Origin of the sequence: Paenibacillus sp. tmac-D7 (assembly GCF_006519665.1) — a bacterium.
Lineage (GTDB): Bacteria > Bacillota > Bacilli > Paenibacillales > NBRC-103111 > Paenibacillus_G > Paenibacillus_G validus.
In genome coordinates, this window is the sequence record NZ_VIDW01000013.1 from 88,315 (window position 1) to 105,930 (window position 17,616).

Annotated in this window: 17 protein-coding genes; 10 read left to right on the top strand and 7 right to left on the bottom strand. The window is 52.8% G+C overall.

Annotated elements, in window-relative coordinates:
- The first annotated feature begins 95 nt into the window (after nt 1-95).
- On the top strand, nt 96-521 hold the full coding sequence (locus tag FKP33_RS11590) for a MarR family winged helix-turn-helix transcriptional regulator (protein WP_127608848.1): 426 nt from the start codon (nt 96-98) through the stop codon (nt 519-521).
- Nucleotides 522-652: 131 nt separating this feature from the next.
- A complete protein-coding gene (locus FKP33_RS11595) occupies nt 653-2,101 on the top strand; it encodes a DHA2 family efflux MFS transporter permease subunit (RefSeq protein ID WP_181410124.1) in 1,449 nt (482 codons plus the stop codon).
- Nucleotides 2,102-2,308: 207 nt separating this feature from the next.
- Here FKP33_RS11595 and FKP33_RS11600 read toward each other — a convergent pair whose 3' ends face one another.
- Nucleotides 2,309-2,848, bottom strand: a complete 540-nt coding sequence (locus FKP33_RS11600) for a hypothetical protein (RefSeq protein ID WP_141335111.1) — start codon at nt 2,846-2,848, stop codon at nt 2,309-2,311.
- Between the two features lie 177 nt (nt 2,849-3,025).
- Nucleotides 3,026-4,603 (bottom strand): DEAD/DEAH box helicase, encoded by a 1,578-nt coding sequence (locus FKP33_RS11605; RefSeq protein ID WP_141335113.1) that lies wholly within the window; start codon nt 4,601-4,603, stop codon nt 3,026-3,028.
- A gap of 143 nt (nt 4,604-4,746) precedes the next feature.
- Here FKP33_RS11605 and FKP33_RS11610 point away from each other — a divergent pair, with 143 nt between their 5' ends.
- Nucleotides 4,747-5,400, top strand: a complete 654-nt coding sequence (locus FKP33_RS11610) for an MOSC domain-containing protein (protein WP_127608852.1) — start codon at nt 4,747-4,749, stop codon at nt 5,398-5,400.
- A gap of 7 nt (nt 5,401-5,407) precedes the next feature.
- Here the strand turns inward: FKP33_RS11610 and FKP33_RS11615 are convergent, their stop codons facing one another.
- The gene (locus FKP33_RS11615) at nt 5,408-6,265 is read right to left on the bottom strand and encodes an alpha/beta hydrolase family protein (protein ID WP_127608874.1); all 858 of its coding nucleotides are present in this window, start codon (nt 6,263-6,265) and stop codon (nt 5,408-5,410) included.
- 86 nt (nt 6,266-6,351) lie between these two features.
- On the opposite strand from FKP33_RS11615, the gene FKP33_RS11620 reads away from it, so the two are divergent.
- Entirely contained in the window at nt 6,352-6,612 is a 261-nt protein-coding gene (locus FKP33_RS11620; protein WP_054798626.1) for a DUF2573 family protein, read from the top strand.
- A 7-nt stretch (nt 6,613-6,619) separates the two neighbouring features.
- Here the strand turns inward: FKP33_RS11620 and FKP33_RS11625 are convergent, their stop codons facing one another.
- The 3 genes from FKP33_RS11625 to FKP33_RS11635 form a co-directional block, all read right to left on the bottom strand.
- Nucleotides 6,620-7,396: an SDR family NAD(P)-dependent oxidoreductase gene (locus FKP33_RS11625; protein WP_127608853.1), complete on the bottom strand. Its 777-nt coding sequence runs from the start codon at nt 7,394-7,396 to the stop codon at nt 6,620-6,622.
- Between the two features lie 134 nt (nt 7,397-7,530).
- A complete protein-coding gene (locus FKP33_RS11630) occupies nt 7,531-7,989 on the bottom strand; it encodes a chemotaxis protein CheX (protein ID WP_054798625.1) in 459 nt (152 codons plus the stop codon).
- A gap of 331 nt (nt 7,990-8,320) precedes the next feature.
- A complete protein-coding gene (locus FKP33_RS11635; protein WP_127608854.1) occupies nt 8,321-8,764 on the bottom strand; it encodes an NUDIX hydrolase in 444 nt (147 codons plus the stop codon).
- A gap of 937 nt (nt 8,765-9,701) precedes the next feature.
- On the opposite strand from FKP33_RS11635, the gene FKP33_RS11640 reads away from it, so the two are divergent.
- Nucleotides 9,702-10,586 carry a transposase gene (locus FKP33_RS11640; RefSeq protein WP_054798464.1) on the top strand — a complete coding sequence of 295 codons (885 nt, stop codon included), beginning with the start codon at nt 9,702-9,704 and terminating at the stop codon, nt 10,584-10,586.
- A gap of 844 nt (nt 10,587-11,430) precedes the next feature.
- On the opposite strand, the gene FKP33_RS11645 is transcribed toward FKP33_RS11640, so the two are convergent.
- On the bottom strand, nt 11,431-11,922 hold the full coding sequence (locus tag FKP33_RS11645) for a cysteine dioxygenase (RefSeq protein ID WP_181410122.1): 492 nt from the start codon (nt 11,920-11,922) through the stop codon (nt 11,431-11,433).
- Nucleotides 11,923-12,130: 208 nt separating this feature from the next.
- Between FKP33_RS11645 and FKP33_RS11650 the strand changes: the two genes are divergently transcribed.
- The 5 genes from FKP33_RS11650 (at nt 12,131) to FKP33_RS11670 (ending at nt 17,604) form a co-directional block, all read left to right on the top strand.
- The gene (locus tag FKP33_RS11650; RefSeq protein WP_127608857.1) at nt 12,131-12,823 is read left to right on the top strand and encodes a response regulator transcription factor; all 693 of its coding nucleotides are present in this window, start codon (nt 12,131-12,133) and stop codon (nt 12,821-12,823) included.
- A complete protein-coding gene (locus FKP33_RS11655; protein ID WP_127608858.1) occupies nt 12,816-14,522 on the top strand; it encodes a sensor histidine kinase in 1,707 nt (568 codons plus the stop codon). The genes FKP33_RS11650 and FKP33_RS11655 overlap by 8 nt, the downstream gene beginning before the upstream one ends.
- A gap of 41 nt (nt 14,523-14,563) precedes the next feature.
- Nucleotides 14,564-15,358: an HAD-IIA family hydrolase gene (locus FKP33_RS11660; protein ID WP_127608859.1), complete on the top strand. Its 795-nt coding sequence runs from the start codon at nt 14,564-14,566 to the stop codon at nt 15,356-15,358.
- A gap of 144 nt (nt 15,359-15,502) precedes the next feature.
- Nucleotides 15,503-15,937: a MarR family winged helix-turn-helix transcriptional regulator gene (locus FKP33_RS11665; protein ID WP_127608860.1), complete on the top strand. Its 435-nt coding sequence runs from the start codon at nt 15,503-15,505 to the stop codon at nt 15,935-15,937.
- A gap of 44 nt (nt 15,938-15,981) precedes the next feature.
- Nucleotides 15,982-17,604 carry an MDR family MFS transporter gene (locus tag FKP33_RS11670; RefSeq protein WP_174817599.1) on the top strand — a complete coding sequence of 541 codons (1,623 nt, stop codon included), beginning with the start codon at nt 15,982-15,984 and terminating at the stop codon, nt 17,602-17,604.
- Nucleotides 17,605-17,616: the final 12 nt, after the last annotated feature.

Below are 17,616 nucleotides of genomic sequence, written 5' to 3' on the forward strand. Positions count from 1 at the left end.
ATTGACACCCTCGAACAAAACAACTACAATAATTTAGTTAAAAGATTGAACTATTTATCCTTAAAATATTTATTGAAAGAAACGGGGTACCCTTTTTGGATCAATTACATGCATCCTCTCCAATTGAAAAATGGACTCGTTTAGTCATGCGCAAGTGGCACGCCGACATGTCCGTTCTGCTGAAACAAGGATTGCCTATCCAGCAATATTACATGCTCGAGGTGCTTCGCGACGGCCGTCAGATGAAGAGCTCCGCCATTGCCGAGTCCCTTCACGTTACGCTTCCGGCCATTACCAACCTGACACAGAAGCTCGTGTCCGGCGGTTATGTCGAACGGATATTGACGGAAGCGGACCGCCGCGTCGTATACGTACGCATTACGGAGAAAGGACTCGAAGCGCTGAAAGAGCTCGATGACGCAGCAGCCGGACTCGTCGAACGCTTCTGGTCGAGACTTGAGCCGGCGGAAGTGGACGAATTAACCCGGCTGCTCCGTAAAGCGATGCAGCCTAAAGAATAGGCCCGCCCCAACAGCCCCCATTAATTTCACCTCGAAGAAGGAGAATGAAAATGTCAACGACCGAACCGGCAACGAAGGAAACAACGAATGAGAGTCAAGGCGCGGCGGGGAATATCGCGTTTTGGCCGGTGATGATCGGCATCTTTTTCGGATCGTTCCTGGCCTTGCTCGGGATGAGTACGATCAATGTCGCCATTCCCGTCCTAATGAATGAATTTCAAACCGATCTCGGCATGGTGCAATGGACGCTAACCGGGTTCATGCTGTCGACCGGGATCATCTCGCCGATCACGGGATACTTAGGGGACCGCTTCAGCACCAAGTACTTATATGTGACCGCCCTGATCGGATTTACGTTAACGTCGGGCCTTTGCGCAACCGCCTGGAATGTCGAATCATTGATCGCTTTCCGGGTTATGCAGGGCGTGTTCAGCGGCATGGTCATGCCGGCGACGATGACCATTATTTATCAAGTCATCCCGCGCAGCAAACAGGCCTACGCCATCAGCATGTGGAGCTTGGCCGCGATGCTGGCCCCGGCGCTCGGGCCGACGCTCGCCGGCTGGCTGATTCAATCGTTCGACTGGCGCTGGTTGTTCTACATCAACCTGCCGTTCGGCGTCCTCGCTGTCGTCGTCGCTGTCAAAATGATACCTTATTACCGGCTTAATACGCCGAAATCGTTCGATTTGTACGGATTTATTACGGTGATCATCTCCAGCGCCTCGCTGCTCGTTGCCTTCAGCGAAGCGCATCGCTTCGGCTGGGCATCGTGGAAGACGCTCACGCTCATCACGGTCGGGCTGGTCAGCCTGTTCCTGTTCATCCGGCGCGAGCGCAGCACGCCGCAGCCGCTGCTGAATTTGAGCGTATTTAAGTATCCGCGTTACACGTTTACCTTGATCATCAGCTGTATCATGACCATCAGCCTATACTCCGGCACGTATTTGACGCCGGTGTTCCTGCAGAACATTCAGCACGTGTCGGCGTTCGATACCGGCCTTATCCTGCTGCCGTCTTCGCTTGCGATGGCGATTTTCATGCCGATTACGGGCAAGCTGTACACGAAAATCGGCCCGATGTGGCTGATCATCTCCGGTATCGTGCTGATGTCCGTCGGCACGGCCGCAATGGCGCAATTAAGCGTCGACATTCCGCACAGCTATATCGTGTTCTGGATGACTGTACGGAACATCGGAATCGCGCTGGCCATGATGCCTTCATCCAATGCGGGGATGGAAGTTATTCCGAGAGAATTGTCCGGACACGCTTCGTCGGCGAATAACTGGACTCGCCAAGGACTCGGTTCCTTCTCGATCGGTTTATTCACAACGATGCTCACCTCCCGGGTAACCGTGCACGGGGAGGAGCTTGCCGCTTCCGGTGCGGTCCAAGACAAGGCGCTGCTCGGCGCACAGGCGTTCACGAACAGCGTGAACGATGTATACTGGCTGGCCACATTCATCGTGCTCGTCGGCATACCGTTCGCTTTCGTGCTCCGCAATCGCAAGAAGCCGGATAACGACGTGAACAAAACGGCGAAGGAAGCCGCCCGGCCTGCAAGAGGCGTAAGCGGCTAGACGCCTCTGCGCCGCGAAACGAAAGCGGGATTTCATGAATGATTTTGCGCTTTCCGGGCGCATCAAAGAAAATAGCGGAACTGAGGTACCTTATTTGCTGGCAGACGGCTCACAAACTGCCGTTCACTGCAAAAAGCGCACTCAAGTTCCGCTATTTTTTCGGTTATAATTCCATTTACAGGTATTCATGCTTCGTGGGTAGTTTCGCTAAAACCGCAGTTTTAGCTGCAGCTTCATGTCCGAGCCGTCAAACGAGACGCTGCGGATGCCGATATGCCGGGGCATATACGAATCCAGCCGAATGTCGATCGGATTGAGCTGGAACCAATCGAGGGGAAGCGACGCCTGCCGGATGTTGGTGCCGACATGCCGGATCGTCAAGACCGGCTCCTGCCAGGCAAGCTCGAAGCGAAGCTTCGCGCTTGCCGGCCAGCGCTCCTTGACGAGCAAGTTCACGTCGGCCACGAGCGTACCGTCGCGCAGCGTAAAGCGCGCCCCCGTTACGGTTGCATCGGGATGGACGCGGGGCCGCGCGGCCAGCGATTTTTTGATCAGCGAGTCGACCTCGCTTTCGCTCAAGCTCACTTCGAACTTTCGCTCCAGCAGCAGAGCCGCCAGCTTGTCGTCTAATCGCAGCGGCGCATAACTTAAATCGAGCGCTTCCGCCGGCTTGACGTACCATAGCGCGGCAGCTCCGGCCAAAGCACCGATGATGAGCACGGCGATCAACGCTTTCACAGCTTTCATCGCAGCCCCTCCCTCCTTGCTGCACGCACATTCCCCCGGCGCCGCGCTTATCCCGGCCTGCACGGGGTCGGAGGCGGCTCACCGGCCGCATTCGCAAGCCGTTATCGGGCGCCGGAGACTCGAGCCGGTCTATGCCGGTTCTCCGCACCAGCCCTTCCGGAGCGCACCCGCTTCCCGCTACTTCCGCTTATGGCTGCGCTCCGCCTTCGGCATGTCGGTGCGTTCCGGCTTCGACTTCAGCCAGCGCGGCGCGCCTTTGTTCTTGCGTTCGCGTTCGCGCTCCCGCTCCGTCTGGCGCTTGTCCGGCACCGCCGGCGCGCCCTTCTTCACCGGCCCCGGGCCCGCCGGCCCTTTCGCCTTCGGCGCTTGACGCTGGACCGGGGCGCTGGCGGTTTCGGCCCGCAGCGCTTCGCTGCGGCTGCTCATCTGCGACGCTGCGGCGCGCCCCTCACCGGCTGCCCGCACGCTTCGCTTGTCTCCGGCGGCAGCGCGTCCCGCTCCCGCAAGCTTCCCGGCGCTTTCTCGCGGCATTGCCGGACGTCCGTCCTCCGGCTTCCTGCGCTCCGCCGGGTTCCTGCTGTCAGCACCGGGTTCCCCCGCGACGGCGCCCCGCCCCGGCTTCGGATCGAACACTTTGCCGTGCGACATGATTTTACGCTGCAGATCGATGCCCAGCGACTTGGCGAATTTGTCCATAATGAAATGTTCCCGCGGCGTAACGATCGAAACCGCCGTTCCTTTACGCCCCATCCGGCCGGTACGGCCGACACGGTGCACATAATGATCCGCATCCACCGGCGGATCGAGGTTGAAGACATGCGTTACCTGAGGCAGATCAAGCCCGCGCGCAGCGACATCGGTCGCCAGCAGCAGTTGAAACCGCCCGGCGCGGAACGCCTGCATCGCTCTGGCCCGTTCCTGCTTGAAGGAATCGCCGTACAGCCCTTCGACCGATAACCCGGCATACTTCAGCTTCGCTACCGCTTCACCGATATCGTCGGTCTCGTTAATGAATACGATGGCCTGCTTCGGATTATATAGCCTCACCAAGCGCCGCAGCGTGTCGATTTTGTCCCGCTCTTCGCTGACGAAATATAAATGCTCCAGCGTTTCCGATGTCCGTTGACTCGGATTGACCCGCACATAAACCGGGTCGCGCATCCAGCGCTCGATGACGGCCTGCAGCTGCGGCGGATACGTCGCCGAGAAGAACATCATCTGCCGGTCGCGCAGCATTCCTTTGAGCAGCGCTTCGACTTCACCCATCGAGCCGAGCTCAAACACCTGATCGACCTCGTCCACCACGACCATGCGGATGCCCGACAGCTTCAGCTTCCGCAGCTTCACCAGTTCCTGCACCCGTCCAGGCGTGCCGACAACGATCTGCGGCTTCAGCTTCAGCTTATCGATCTGTCGCTCGATCGACGCCCCGCCGATCAGCTGCTGCACGCGAATACCCGTATCCTTGGTCAGCTCTTCCAGCGTCTGCACGATCTGCATGCCAAGCTCCCGCGTCGGCACCAAGACCAGCGCCTGCACTTCACGCAGCGGCGCTTCGATTCGGTGCAGAACCGGCAGCGCATAGGCAAGCGTCTTGCCCGTACCCGTTTGCGATTGGGCCACGACATCTTTGCCTTGCAATGCCAGCGGAACCGCCTCCGCCTGAATCGGCGACGGATCGGTGATCCCAAGCTCCGCTAACCGCTTCACATACGGCGGATCGATCCGTAACGCCGAAAACCCCGTTAAACTCATGTCATCATCCCTTCAGTTGCATATCGTGATCCTAGTATACCAAATTGTTCCGCGAATTTCCCCTGCCCCGTCTTGACCGAGCGCTTGTTTTTATATACCTTAGTAAAAAGAATTCATTTTATAAAGAGAGGGTTCAACCCGCTATGCGTACAAAGATCGAGATCGTATCTGTAAACGTTGGCCGTCCCGCCCCCCTTGCTTACCAGAACAAGATCGTCCCCTCCGGCATCGGAAAAACGCCGGTGTCCGTACCTCTGCAACTCTCTCTACTCAATCTTGACGGAGATGAGCAGGCGGATCTGGTTCATCACGGCGGCCGGGAAAAAGCGGTATGCGTTTATTGCGTCGAGCATTACCCGTACTGGGAGTCCTTGACAGGCACGACCCTATCCTTCGGGGCGTTCGGAGAAAATGTGACGGTAGGCGGGCTTACGGAGCTTGAAGCTTATATCGGAGATACGTTTCAATGGGGAGACGCGATCGTACAAATCAGCCAGCCCCGCCAGCCTTGCTTTAAACTGGCAGCCAAGCACGGCTGGCCGGAACTTCCGAAGCAAGTCGAAAAAACCGGATATACCGGTTATTATTTCCGTGTACTGGAAGAAGGCCGGGTGTCCGCAGACAGCAGCCTGCAGCTGCTCGAGCGTGACCCGCAAGCCGTAACAATCGACTATGCCAATCGAATCATGTATCGGGACCAAACAAATGCCGCCGCTATGGAGCGTCTGCTCCAGCTCCCCGCGCTTTCGGCAAGCTGGCAGGCTACGTTCCGCAAACGCCTAGCGAAACTGAACTAACCCTATATTATTCGCTCATCTCCTGCCGCTTGCGGGTAATCCACGTAAACACGGCATCCAGGGCCCGTTCGTCCTCCTCCTTCGGAAAACGATGCCCGAGCCCTTCGTACAGCTCCATCGCATAGTCCTTGCCGGCCGCTTCGAGCGCCAACGCAAGCTTGCGTGCCTGCTCCACGCTCACCTGGTGATCCGCGGTGCCGTGCACGATCAGCACGGGAACGTCGATCCGGTCAATCCAATATACTGGCGACCGGGCTTCGTACGCGTCCGTTTGCTTCTTCGGATGTCCGACGACCCGCTTCAGCATCCGCCGCATGTCGACTCGCTCTTCATACGTATCGAGCAGGTCGCTGACCCCGCCCCATACGACAACCGGCCCCGCACCGGGGCATTCCTTCGCAGCGAGCATCGCCATCAGCGCCCCTCGCGAGAAGCCGATCAGCGGCACCGGACCGCTCTCGACCTCGGGCAGAGACTGTACCATGGCGAGGGCGTGGCATACGTCGAAGCGATCCTCACCGGCGAAGTCTTCACGGCCTTCGCCGCCCTCATTGCCGCGGTAGAAAGGCGCAAACACGGCATACCCCCGGCGGGCCATGGAGAAAATGCGGCGCTTTCGCACCATTCCTACCTTGCGAATGCCGCCGCGGCAGTAGATGACGGCAGGCATTGGCATCCGCCCTTCGGGTACTGCCAAATATCCTTTTACCTTCAGACCTTGACTGATATATGTCAGTACGTACAATAAAATCCCTTTTGCTGCGCTCCTGAGCGGTTGTCTCTCCACCAGTGTCCCGTCCTGCTCCGATTTTACGCAAGCTCTTGAGAACTCACCGATGCTGCTATCCGAACCTATCGTTTCCATTGCCATTCGAGTTCACGCTCCATTTTGACACATCCCGCTTCGGGAGTTACACTAAAACTTATTATGACCGGAAAGGTGGGCTTTCAATGAATGCACGTTTTACAACCGAATTCGACGCGCTGCTTGAGAAATTTGCCGAGCTTCTGACCGGGGACACTTCTCCCGAGATGGTAGAGAAAATAAAAGTATGGTCGATTTACAACCATATTCATAAGACGATGCCGGCGCTCGCCAGCCATTGGAACCAGAACCATCCGGAAAGTAAAGCGGACATCCGCGCGCTGTACGAAGAAGTCCGTAACCTGAACCAGAAGCTGAAAGAAGCCAACAAACAGACGGAGGGATGACCTCCGTTTATTTTTTGTTCAACAGCTTGTAGCCGATCCGGTCAAAAAGCCGTGGGAACAGCTGATACAGCTTGACCCCCGCCGCAGCTGTGAACGGCAAATTGACCTCCGGCGTCCGCCGTTCGATAGCCTGCAGCACTCGTTCAGCCACCTGCTCAGGCTTGAGCATAAACCATTTCACGTTCTTCACGTAGCTGCCCGACGGATCGGCGATATCGAAGAACGGCGTATCGATGGGTCCCGGATTCACAGCCGTCAATGACACGCCTGATCCGACCAGCTCCTGCCGCAAGCAGTTCGTTAGCCCCAGCACCGCATGCTTGGTAGCCGAATAACCGCTTGATTTGGCCGAACCGATCTTGCCGGCCATCGAAGCGATGTTGACGATATGGCCGCTTCCCCGCTTTAGCATAGAAGGCAGCACCGCTTTCGTGCATCGGACCGTCCCCATATAGTTAACGTCCATCATATTTTCGAACTCGCGAAGCGGCGCATTGACGAAAGAGTCGAACACCCCGTAACCCGCATTGTTGATCAGGATATCGATCCTTCCGTATTCGCGCAGAATACGCCCCATTACGTCCTCCACCTGTTCGGCGGACGTCACATCCAGCGCATAGGTCCCGTGAGGACCGCGAATACGGGCTGCAGCTTCGGCCAGCTTCGTTTCCGATCGGGCAGCCAGCACCGGCACCGCCCCACGCTCGGCAAACATGTGGGCCATCAAGGCCCCAATACCGCTGGACGCTCCCGTAATGATAACGATTTTATCTTGAAAAGACATGCTTCTATCCCCCTAGTCATAGGTTAAACCGACAAAAAAGCGAAAGCGCCGCTGTCCGGGTCGGATCAGAGTATCGCCTTCGCTTAAGCTTATACATATTGCGGGTGAGATAGCAACAAAATCTTCTTTGTCTTTTACGTGATCAAAACCTGAATATCCAGCTCACCAATTCCTTCCATAATCAACGGAATCGTCAACGCCTTCTTGGCGTCGAACCCTGCGGAAGAGGCGGAATGCAGAAGCTTCGGCGGTGTAATGTCTACGCGGACGCCCTGGTTAAACAACATCGTGCTTGCATTGCCGCTGATCATATTGCCCAGCTCGGAGATTGCGCTCTTGCTCATGTCATCCAATTCCGTGATCAAGAAACCGCCCATCATCGCCGAAACGACTTTGAGAGCGACGCTCTCATGCAGCCCGAATACGATGTCACCTTGCATTTGTCCCGTCATGCCGATTTGGATCCATATGTAATTCTCAACAAACTTTACGTCCTTGATGCCAAGCTGCCCGGTGGACGGTCGAATATTGGCGACCTGTTCAATAACGATTCTAGCTGATTCCAGAAACGGATTAATTAGCTCTGCTTTCATTCGAAGACCGGTCTCCTTTTCGACAAATCCTTTGTACTCGTAGGACTTATTATTACTTCATTATACCTAATATCAAGCTCGGCGTATAGGCATATTCCTGTGATATACTTCACAAGAATAACGAATTTCCTAAACTTCTCCTATAAAGCCATCGGCAAACATGGATCCTTCGTCCCCAAAACGCGATTTTTCGCCAACAATCGCCCCTCACCCCGCAGCAGTTCCATCCCGGCTACAACGACATCGATAAACCCGCTGATGCTGAAGTAACAGCCCTGAAGCTCATATGCCATCCAACGCGGGTTGCACATCGTTCCTGCTTGCCGTACCCTTATATATCCCAGCCGAAACTGTCATACACAACGCCTTCCCTGATCCTGGAAATCGCCTGACGAACGTGCGGAATCGTAGCGTCAGGAAGTATCTCAAGCGGAAACCATGCCATCTCCGAGCATTTCTCCGGCTCGTTGTTGAACGGTTCTCCTTCCCATGCGTTGACGCGTAGAAAAAAATCGACCCACTCCCCCGAGTCCGACATCCGGTGCATCACAAGCACAACCTCCAAATTGTCCGGATGAAGCCGAATACCGATTTCCTCCTCCGCTTCCCGGATCGCTGCCTGTTTCACTTCTTCACCGCCATCCAGTTTCCCCGCCACCAGACTGAACTTTCCGTCCTCATAGCCCGTATTGGTTCGCCGCAGCATCAGGAGCTTCCCTTCGCGTACAAACAGCAAATAAACGGCGCCGTATATATGAAACCATGGTTTATCCATTCATCCCACCTGCTTTGCTCATCATATTCCTGAAACACAGCTGCCATCGCTTTAGATCCCGTCCAGGTTCCAAGACAACAAGCCGCCCGTTTTCCCCATCGTGTTGGCTGCTCCTATCGCAAACATCGTCGCGCCATACGACGCCTACTGGAGTAACACTTCTCACCCTGGCCTCATCCTTCTTCCATTGTATGCATTCAACAAAATCCGCACACAGGAAGTTGAATTGGATAATAATAATAACATTAGTAGATCTGTTTACCGTTCATTGATTCCTGAACCTCTGCCTGGTTTACGTCCCGTTCTTTTGTCTCGTTACCCCATTTCACGGTCCGTATCCTCTTGCCTCGTTTGTCCCTCATTCATTAGTCGCACGGCCCCCTTCTTCACCCTGAGTTCTCCATCCTGACTTCTTCATACTCAACCTTCATACTCAACCTTCATACTCAATTCTTAGTCCAGACTTCCTCTCCCTTTCCCCCACCTGCTGGCCCTCTATCGTTGTTTTCCCCCACTTCTTCAACCTCCTGCTCCTCCATCTCGCTTGCCCCTGCATTTTTCAATCCCCTACTACTCCATCTCGCTCGACCCTGATTTTCTCAACCTCCTACTTCTCCACCTCGCTTGCCCCTGCATATGTTCTCAACCTCCTACTTCTCCACCTTGCTTGCCCCTGCATGTTCTCAACCTCCTACTTCTCCACCTTGCTTGCCCCTGCATGTTCTCAACCTCCAGCTCCTCCACCATGTCATTACCCCAACTAGTCTTCGGTTACTATCCCCTTTACTCAGGCAAACTATAGGACGACGTACTTAAAGAAGCTAGCCTAGAAGAGGCTACATGTTAATTAAAATAGAACTTGAAATAAGAACAAATGTTTGATATTATTAACAATAGGAACATTTGTTTCCTATTTTGTAAATAAGGAGCCTTGTTTATGGACCTTACCATGATGACGCCGCCTTTCAATTTTCCGACGGAAACAGCTTGCTTCGAAACTTTATTTCAGGCAAAATGGCCTAATGGCTTCATTTGTTCACGCTGCGGGCATCGTCACGCTTACCAGATTCATACTCGCAGACTTCCTCTATATGAATGTCACGCCTGTCGCTACCAAAACTCTCTTATTGCCGGTACTGTCATGGAAGGCAGCCGAACCGATATACGCAAATGGCTGCACGCCATATTTCTCATTTCTCGTACGGATTCCGGTATTAACGCAAAGCATCTCAGTAAAATCATCCGCGTTACCTACAAAACCGCTTGGCTTATGCTCCAAAAACTTCGTCATGCCATGAATCAAGCGATCGATAGCGATCTTCTCTCAGGAATTGTACGAGTGAATATCGCTCATTACGGACGCCCCCATTGTCCGATCATAGTGCCCCACCCTCAAAGACAACCTCTGTTTATCGCTGCAACCATGAAAGAAAGTGGAGAGCCTTGCCGCTTCAAGATAAAGCATCTTTCCAAAGAATACTTAAACGATGGACTGGTTCGTCGCACCGGCACGCAACTATTCACTGAGCAGCATGTGGATCAGACGGCTAATGTCGATATAGAATATATAACTGCGCGTTTTAGTCCTCGCCGATTTCATCGTTTACTCGCCGTGGCTGCAGATGCAGGCCGCTGGATTAACCTTACCTTCCATGGAATCGGGCCTAAGCACCTCCAAACTTATATGGACGAATACTGCTACCGCCTTAATCTTACACTGCGTGATACACCAATTTTCCACAATATGCTACGCCTTTCCGCCACTACCGCTGCTGTACCTTATTCTGTAATTATTCAAAAATTGGCCTGTTCTTACTACTAAGTATCGGCAGTTGTCATCATTCATCACAGTTGTTTTTGACGTGCTGTTTTGTCATGCCCTGCACCTGCTTCCCATTTCAAGCAGTACTCGTCATATCTGCTTCTACTGCGGCTTATTTCGGATTTACGTACTTCTTCTTTCCTTACTTTGGTTTTATTTCTTCTGTTCTTTGATTCAAGTCTGCTCTCATAAGCTTGCTTGCTTCTGACTTACTTACTTCAATTTTACTTACTTCAGTTTGATTACTTCTGTTTGCTCATTCTTGTTTGCTCATTCTTGTTTGCTCATTCTTGTTTGCTCATTCTTGTTTGCTTACTCTTTACTTCCTACTCCTGTTTACTTAATTTCTGTTACTTACTACTTCAACTTTGTATTCTTCAGTTCTTTCACGCAGCTCCGCTTTCTTCAATCTGCTTTCTTCAATCTGCTTTCTTCAGTCTGCTTTCTTCAGTCTGTTTTTTCTTCGGTCTTACTCTCTTCAGACCGTTTTCTTCAGCCTGTTTCCAGTCTGTTTTCTTCAGATTGCTTTCTTCGGTCTTACTCTCTTCAGTCCGTTTTCTTTAGGCTTGCTTACTTTAGTTGCGCGGTTGAATTGAATAAGGCTTCTTCAATTTTCCTGAGACAACGGGATAACATTCAAAAGGGTCGCTGAGTTATGACCCTGACCCTGACCCTGACCCTGACCCTGACTCTGGCTCTGGCTCTGGCTCTGACTTTGGCCCTGAACCCAACTCCATATTGGCGGCTCAATCCAGTTCTCCATGCCCCCTTCCCATCCCAATATAAGGAAAGAAAAAAACAAAAAAAATCGTTCCCTTCATCTTACAGGAACGGTATATTGGTTTTAAATAACGAAGTCAAGAGCGTCCTCGTAAGCATAGTACATGTGAGTGCCGGCGAGAGCCGGGGCATAGACGTGGAGGGAAACGGTTCTAAGGGGACCGTTATTTTTCATTTGATGAATTTGCCCTCGTGGTGCATGAAAATATTCATCAGCCGTAAGAGCCGTCTGCTTCTTAAGCTGCGGGAAGCCGTAAGCATCAAGCCCGTAAATACAATTGGACAGGGTCCCCTCCAGGACAAGCGCACAGCCGATCGACCTGCCGTGGTCGTGTATCCAAGTTTGCGCGCCCGGCGGCAGATGGACTAGTACAATTTCCGCGGCATTGCTGCGGAAGAGACAAGTTCGGCCGTAAGGAAGTCCTTTCGGCTCCGTCACATCATCTTTGAACACTTCGGCTGTCAGTCCCTGCTCTGCGATCCATTGCTGCAAAATGCGCGGGGACGGTTTCCTTATGGAATCGAGCGTTTGCTCGAGTGTTTCGATCCCTTTCATGCTCATTTCTCCTCCGTGATTCAATTTTATTTATGAATTTGATCAATTTTCCTTATACTTATGTATGCTGTCGCGCCCATTGGGGTGATGACTTATTAAGAATGTTTTAAGAATTCAGCTCTGCCTTTGTTAAGATTTTGCAGCTATACTGTATTCAGCAACAAGACGCCTACAAGATATGTCATCATGTGAAGGAGGTCGGCCGGTTATGACGCAGCCCACGATTCTATTGGTGGATGACGAAAAAGAAATTATCGACCTGCTCGAAATTTATTTAAAGAACGAAGGTTTCCATCTGCTTCGTGCAGGCAGCGGGACTGAGGCTCTCCAATTGCTCGAAAAAGAAGATGTCGATCTGATCGTGCTCGACATCATGATGCCGAAGATGGACGGAATCCAAACGTGCATGAAAATCCGCGAGCAAAGAAACATGCCGATCATCATGCTTTCCGCCAAAAGCCAGGACATGGACAAAATTTTGGGACTCAGCACAGGAGCCGATGATTATGTCACGAAACCGTTCAACCCGCTGGAGCTAATCGCCCGCATCAAGTCGCAGCTTCGCCGTTATACGCGGCTGAATGTCTCGCTTCCGAATAAGGAGTTTGAACTGGAAATCGACGATCTCACGATTAATACATCGACGCACGAGGTCAGGCTGGACGGTCGGGAAATTAAATTGACCCCTCGGGAGTTTGCGATTTTGGAGCTGCTTGCCCGTCATCGCGGAAAAGTGTGGAGCATCGAAAAAATTTACGAGGCTGTTTGGAGAGAAGCGTATTTGAATTCGGATAACACGGTAATGGTCCATATCCGCAAAATACGAGAGAAAATCGAGGATAATCCTCGGAAACCAAGGTTCATCAAAACGGTTTGGGGAGTTGGATATAAAGTTGAGTAAGTCATTGAAAGTTAAAAAACCTCGGAAGCCTATGCTTGAGCGCTTTCCCTTCACATGGTTTCCGTTTACGCTGCTGCGGGCATTTATCTACTTCATTATCGATATGTACCATCTGGCTCGCAATCATGTGGAACGAAGCGTTCGTCTTCAACTGGTCTTGACATTTTCCGCTTGCTTTGGGGCCGCTCTTCTGTTCTACGGAATAAGCTCGGCCTTATTCGGACAGATCAATAAAGGAACGGTCATCGATTATACGATGGGCATCGAACGCATTGATAACGAAGCCCGGAACCTGGTTCGAATTCTGGAACCGCCTTCTTATGAAGACGAAATAGAAGCTGAAGAACCGGTTGCTCCCTCGGAAGTGGCCGTTGAAAGGATACCGGAGCCGGGAATCGTTCAACACCATGCGACCGAACCGGGCAGCCCCGGTCATCCGCCCGATACGCAAATGGAAGACGATCCGAACAAGCGGCGGCAGGACGATTACGAAAACCGGCTGCGCTCGTTCACTTCCACCGTCAAACGACTGGCAGCTAATGAGAAGTTTAAAATTGTAGTTACCGATCTTTACGGGAAAGTCGTTTTCCGCAGTGAAAACGCCCCTGAGATGTATGTGGACGTACACAGCGTCATTCGCAATGCGATGGATACCCGAAACGATTTCCGGGATTCGCGTACGGAATTTTCCAGCTTCTATCCGGTTACGTATAACAATCAAAAATCTTACTTGGTCGTGACAGGCATCCCGCAGCCGCATATTAGCTATGTGAAAGGTCAAAGTCCGATTTCGATGCTTAGCGCGTTGGGCGTCTTTATCTTCCTGTTCTACTTTATGACGCAGCGCAAAATGCGTTATTTGGAAGAACTTGCCGGAGGCTTGCGGATCATCTCTACCGGAAATTTAGACCACAGGGTGGTCGAGCGTTCACGCGACGAGCTCGGCTCCTTAGCCCGGGATATGAATCAAATGGTCAGCGAGCTGCAGCTCAAGATGGAGGAAGAGCGCCGGGCCGAACGATTGAAGAACGAGCTTGTCACGAATGTATCCCACGACCTTCGTACGCCTTTAACGCTCATTATGGGGTATTTGCGGCTGCTGCATGACAAGAACTATGAATCGCCGGAGCAAGCGGCAGGTTACGTCTCGATCGCCTACAGCAAAGCGGAAAAGCTGAAGGGGCTGATCGACGATCTGTTCGAGTACACGAAGCTCTCGAATCAAGACGTGCCTCTCCATAAGCGCGGAGTCGTGCTTAATGAAGTGCTGGAACAACTGCTGGAAGAGTATGTGACGCTTAGCGAAGAAGAAAAGTTGACGCTAATCCGAAGCATCCCGCAAGACAAGCTCATCGTTCAAGTCGATGTGGATAAAATCATCCGTGTCTTCGATAATTTATTGAGCAACGCGATCAAATACAGCCCGAAACCGGGCGTCATTTCGGTGGGGCTCGCCCAAGACAAACAACATGCCGTCGTTCGCATCAGCAATAAGGCGGATGCTTTGACACGGGAGGAGCTGGAGCTGTTGTTCGACCGGTTCTATCGCATCGATCCCGCCCGCGGCTCAACCACAGGCGGCTCCGGACTCGGCCTTGCGATCGCCAAAAGCATCGTCGAATCGCATAACGGCCAAATTTGGGCCGAGTCGGACGACGGAGACATACATTTTTATGTTAAACTGAAGCTGGTATCCTAAGGATACCGGCTTTTTACATCATGGAGAGGATGATCGCCATCATGCCCGGGTTTTTACTCGATTTGGACGGAACGTTATATCACGGCAACCGGCCGATTCCTTACGCCGCCGAATTTGTAAATTATTTGAGGGAGCGACGCTATCCGTTTTTATTTCTAACGAATAATTCTTCACGTACGCCGGATGAGGTGGCGGCGCATTTGGAGAAGACCGGAATCTCGGCGAATCCCTCGGAGGTGCTGACCTCTTCGCAGGCGGCGGCTTTATATCTGCGCAGATTGCCGCTGGCTAACAACCGGGTGCTGTGCATCGGGGAGCAGGGCTTGAGACTTGCGCTGACAGATGCCGGTTACGAGCTGGCCGAGCCCCACGATGAGGCGGGCACCGTATCGGCTGTCGTCCAAGGCATTGACCGTGCCTTCGATTACAACAAATTAAGGGCGGCGACCTCTCAGCTGCGCCGCGGCGCCATTTCGGTGTTGACCAATCCCGACCATCTGCTGCCCTGGAACGGCGAGCTAACACCGGGCGCAGGCTCCATTGCCGCATCGATCGAGCGGGCTTCCGGCATCGCCCCCGTCGTGATCGGCAAGCCGTCAAGCATCGTCATGCAAATTGCGGTGGACAAGCTGCGGCTTCCCGCTTCGGATATTTGGACAGTCGGCGATAACTTGGCGACGGACATCAGCGGCGGCGCAGCCATCGGCAGCCGGACGGCGCTCGTTCTGACCGGGCTTGTGACGGCGGTAACGGCCGCGGATGATATGAGCCGCAGCGGTGTAACGCCGGACGTCATATGCAATCATTTAATGGAACTGGCCGAGGCGATCGGGTAAACGATCGCCTCTTTTTTTTGGTTTGACTTTTAGAAAAGTCGCTGTTATTATTTAAACTACTTAATTATTTTGTACTCAACTATTAAGTAATAAAAAATTAAATCAATGAATTAAAAGTGTCCATTTGAAGGAGGTGACATTGCGATGGAAACATCCCGCGAGGCTCAAATCGAACGGTTCCAGCGAGCGTTCTTTACCTTGTTCAAAAAGCTTGGTCCTGAACTTGGTTTACCTGACCATATTACGCTAACCGGACCGCAGACCATGATGCTTTACACGATCAGCCAAATGGGCCCCTGTCCCGCCGGCAAGCTCGCCGGCAAGATGGAGGTTACCCCCAGCGCGATTACTGTCATGATCGACCGGCTCGTCCAGAACGGATTCGTGGAACGGAAGCATGACGAACTGGACCGAAGAATTGTGCTGCTTCAAGCCACGGATAAAGGCAAGGAAGTACTGAAAGAGCTGAACAAGCTGCGAACCGCGGCTATCCACACCTACTTGTCTCATGTAGAGGCGGATGAATTGGAATTATTTTTGACCACATTCGAAAAAATTGTTAAAAAAATCGAAGAATAACGGGCGTTTTCATAATGAAATACTACCTAGAGGAGGAGCCAACTATGGAGGTAAAACTAAATGCGGAGGATACAACGACAAAACACCGCGGCCTGCTGATCTCAGGGCTTATTATCGCGATGCTGTTCGGCGCCTTGGAAGGGACGATCGTCGGCACAGCCATGCCGCGTATCGTCGGGGAGCTCGGCGGACTTAGCCTGATGACTTGGCTGACGACCGCTTATATGCTGACTTCTACGACGATCGTTCCGATCGCAGGGAAGCTCGCCGACTTGTTAGGACGGAAATCGGTGTACGTATCTGGCCTCATCATTTTTATGGTCGGTTCCGCGCTTTGCGGAATGTCGCAGACGATCGAGCAGCTGATCTTCTTCCGTGCGCTGCAAGGGCTGGGCGGCGGGATTATGATGCCGATGGCAATGATTATTATCGGGGACATTTTTACAGGTGAGCAACGGGCCAAATGGCAAGGGGTATTCGGCGCCATCTTCGGTCTTGCTTCCGTTATCGGGCCGCAGGTCGGCGGCTGGATCGTGGACTCGCTGAACTGGCATTGGGTGTTCTACATTAACTTGCCGGTCGGGATTATCGCGACGATTCTGATTTCACTAGGGTTAAAAGGTGTCAAAGCGGAAGGTCCTGTTCGGTTCGACGTTGCGGGTATGGCTACGATGATCATCGGGGTTGTTTCGCTGCTGCTTGCTTTGACGTTCGGAGGAACGGAGTTCGCATGGACATCCTGGCCTATTATCGGCATGTTCGTGCTATCGGCTATCTCTTTAACGGCCTTTGTATGGATTGAATCGAAAACAAGCGAGCCGATCCTGCCTGTACGTTTATTCAAAAATAGGACGTTCACGGTCGTCAACGGCATCGGTTTCTTTATGAGCATCGGGATGTTCGGCGCGATTATGTTCGTTCCGCTGTTCATGCAGGGCATCGTCGGCATTAGCGCTTCCGCTTCGGGAACCGTCATGACGCCTTTGATGGTTACGATGATCATCGCCAGCGTGATCGGCGGTCAAATCGTGTACAAAATCGGTCCGAAGCTGCAAATGAGCATCGGGATGATCATTATGGCCATCGGCTTTCTGCTGTTGACCACCATGAGCATCGATACGAGCAAGCTTGCCGCCAGCGGCATCATGATGGTGATCGGGCTCGGCATGGGACTGGTGATGCCGCTCTTGACGTTAATATTGCAAGAAAGCTTTCCGAAATCCGAGCTGGGCGTCGTGACGAGTTCCAGCCAGTTTTTCCGCCAGATCGGCGGTACGTTCGGGATGACCATTCTGGGCGTAGTAATGAACAATCGTTCGGATACGCTGCTGTCCGAAAACCTGGTGCCCGTGCTGAAACAGCTTCCTCAGCAGGGCGGCGCGATGGTCGAGAAAATTACGGCCTCCATTCATACGAATCCGCAGGCGTTGTACTCGGCGCTGTTAAGTCCGGAGACGCTGAGCCAATTTCCGCAAGAGCTTATTCATACGATTGTTCCGATCGTGAAATCAGCGCTTGTCGATTCGCTGCACGCCGTGTTTTGGTTCGGGCTGATGTTCGTGCTGCTGGGCGCTCTGCTGACGCCGATGCTCGGCAAAATCAAGCTGGTCAAACAGCCGCGCAAAAAACGCGGCAAGGCGGTTTCAAGCGATGTTGCAACCGAGTAACTGACAAAGGAT

Bases quoted from the DNA above. Each gene is read 5' to 3' on its own strand.
- FKP33_RS11595 (WP_181410124.1), top strand. From the start codon at position 653: ATGATCGGCATCTTTTTCGGATCGTTCCTGGCCTTGCTCGGGATGAGT.
- FKP33_RS11600 (WP_141335111.1), bottom strand. From the start codon at position 2,848: ATGAAAGCTGTGAAAGCGTTGATCGCCGTGCTCATCATCGGTGCTTTG.
- FKP33_RS11605 (WP_141335113.1), bottom strand. From the start codon at position 4,603: ATGAGTTTAACGGGGTTTTCGGCGTTACGGATCGATCCGCCGTATGTG.
- FKP33_RS11610 (WP_127608852.1), top strand. From the start codon at position 4,747: ATGCGTACAAAGATCGAGATCGTATCTGTAAACGTTGGCCGTCCCGCC.
- FKP33_RS11615 (WP_127608874.1), bottom strand. From the start codon at position 6,265: ATGGAAACGATAGGTTCGGATAGCAGCATCGGTGAGTTCTCAAGAGCT.
- FKP33_RS11620 (WP_054798626.1), top strand. From the start codon at position 6,352: ATGAATGCACGTTTTACAACCGAATTCGACGCGCTGCTTGAGAAATTT.
- FKP33_RS11625 (WP_127608853.1), bottom strand. From the start codon at position 7,396: ATGTCTTTTCAAGATAAAATCGTTATCATTACGGGAGCGTCCAGCGGT.
- FKP33_RS11630 (WP_054798625.1), bottom strand. From the start codon at position 7,989: ATGAAAGCAGAGCTAATTAATCCGTTTCTGGAATCAGCTAGAATCGTT.
- FKP33_RS11635 (WP_127608854.1), bottom strand. From the start codon at position 8,764: ATGGATAAACCATGGTTTCATATATACGGCGCCGTTTATTTGCTGTTT.
- FKP33_RS11640 (WP_054798464.1), top strand. From the start codon at position 9,702: ATGGACCTTACCATGATGACGCCGCCTTTCAATTTTCCGACGGAAACA.
- FKP33_RS11645 (WP_181410122.1), bottom strand. From the start codon at position 11,922: ATGAAAGGGATCGAAACACTCGAGCAAACGCTCGATTCCATAAGGAAA.
- FKP33_RS11650 (WP_127608857.1), top strand. From the start codon at position 12,131: ATGACGCAGCCCACGATTCTATTGGTGGATGACGAAAAAGAAATTATC.
- FKP33_RS11660 (WP_127608859.1), top strand. From the start codon at position 14,564: ATGCCCGGGTTTTTACTCGATTTGGACGGAACGTTATATCACGGCAAC.
- FKP33_RS11665 (WP_127608860.1), top strand. From the start codon at position 15,503: ATGGAAACATCCCGCGAGGCTCAAATCGAACGGTTCCAGCGAGCGTTC.
- FKP33_RS11670 (WP_174817599.1), top strand. From the start codon at position 15,982: ATGGAGGTAAAACTAAATGCGGAGGATACAACGACAAAACACCGCGGC.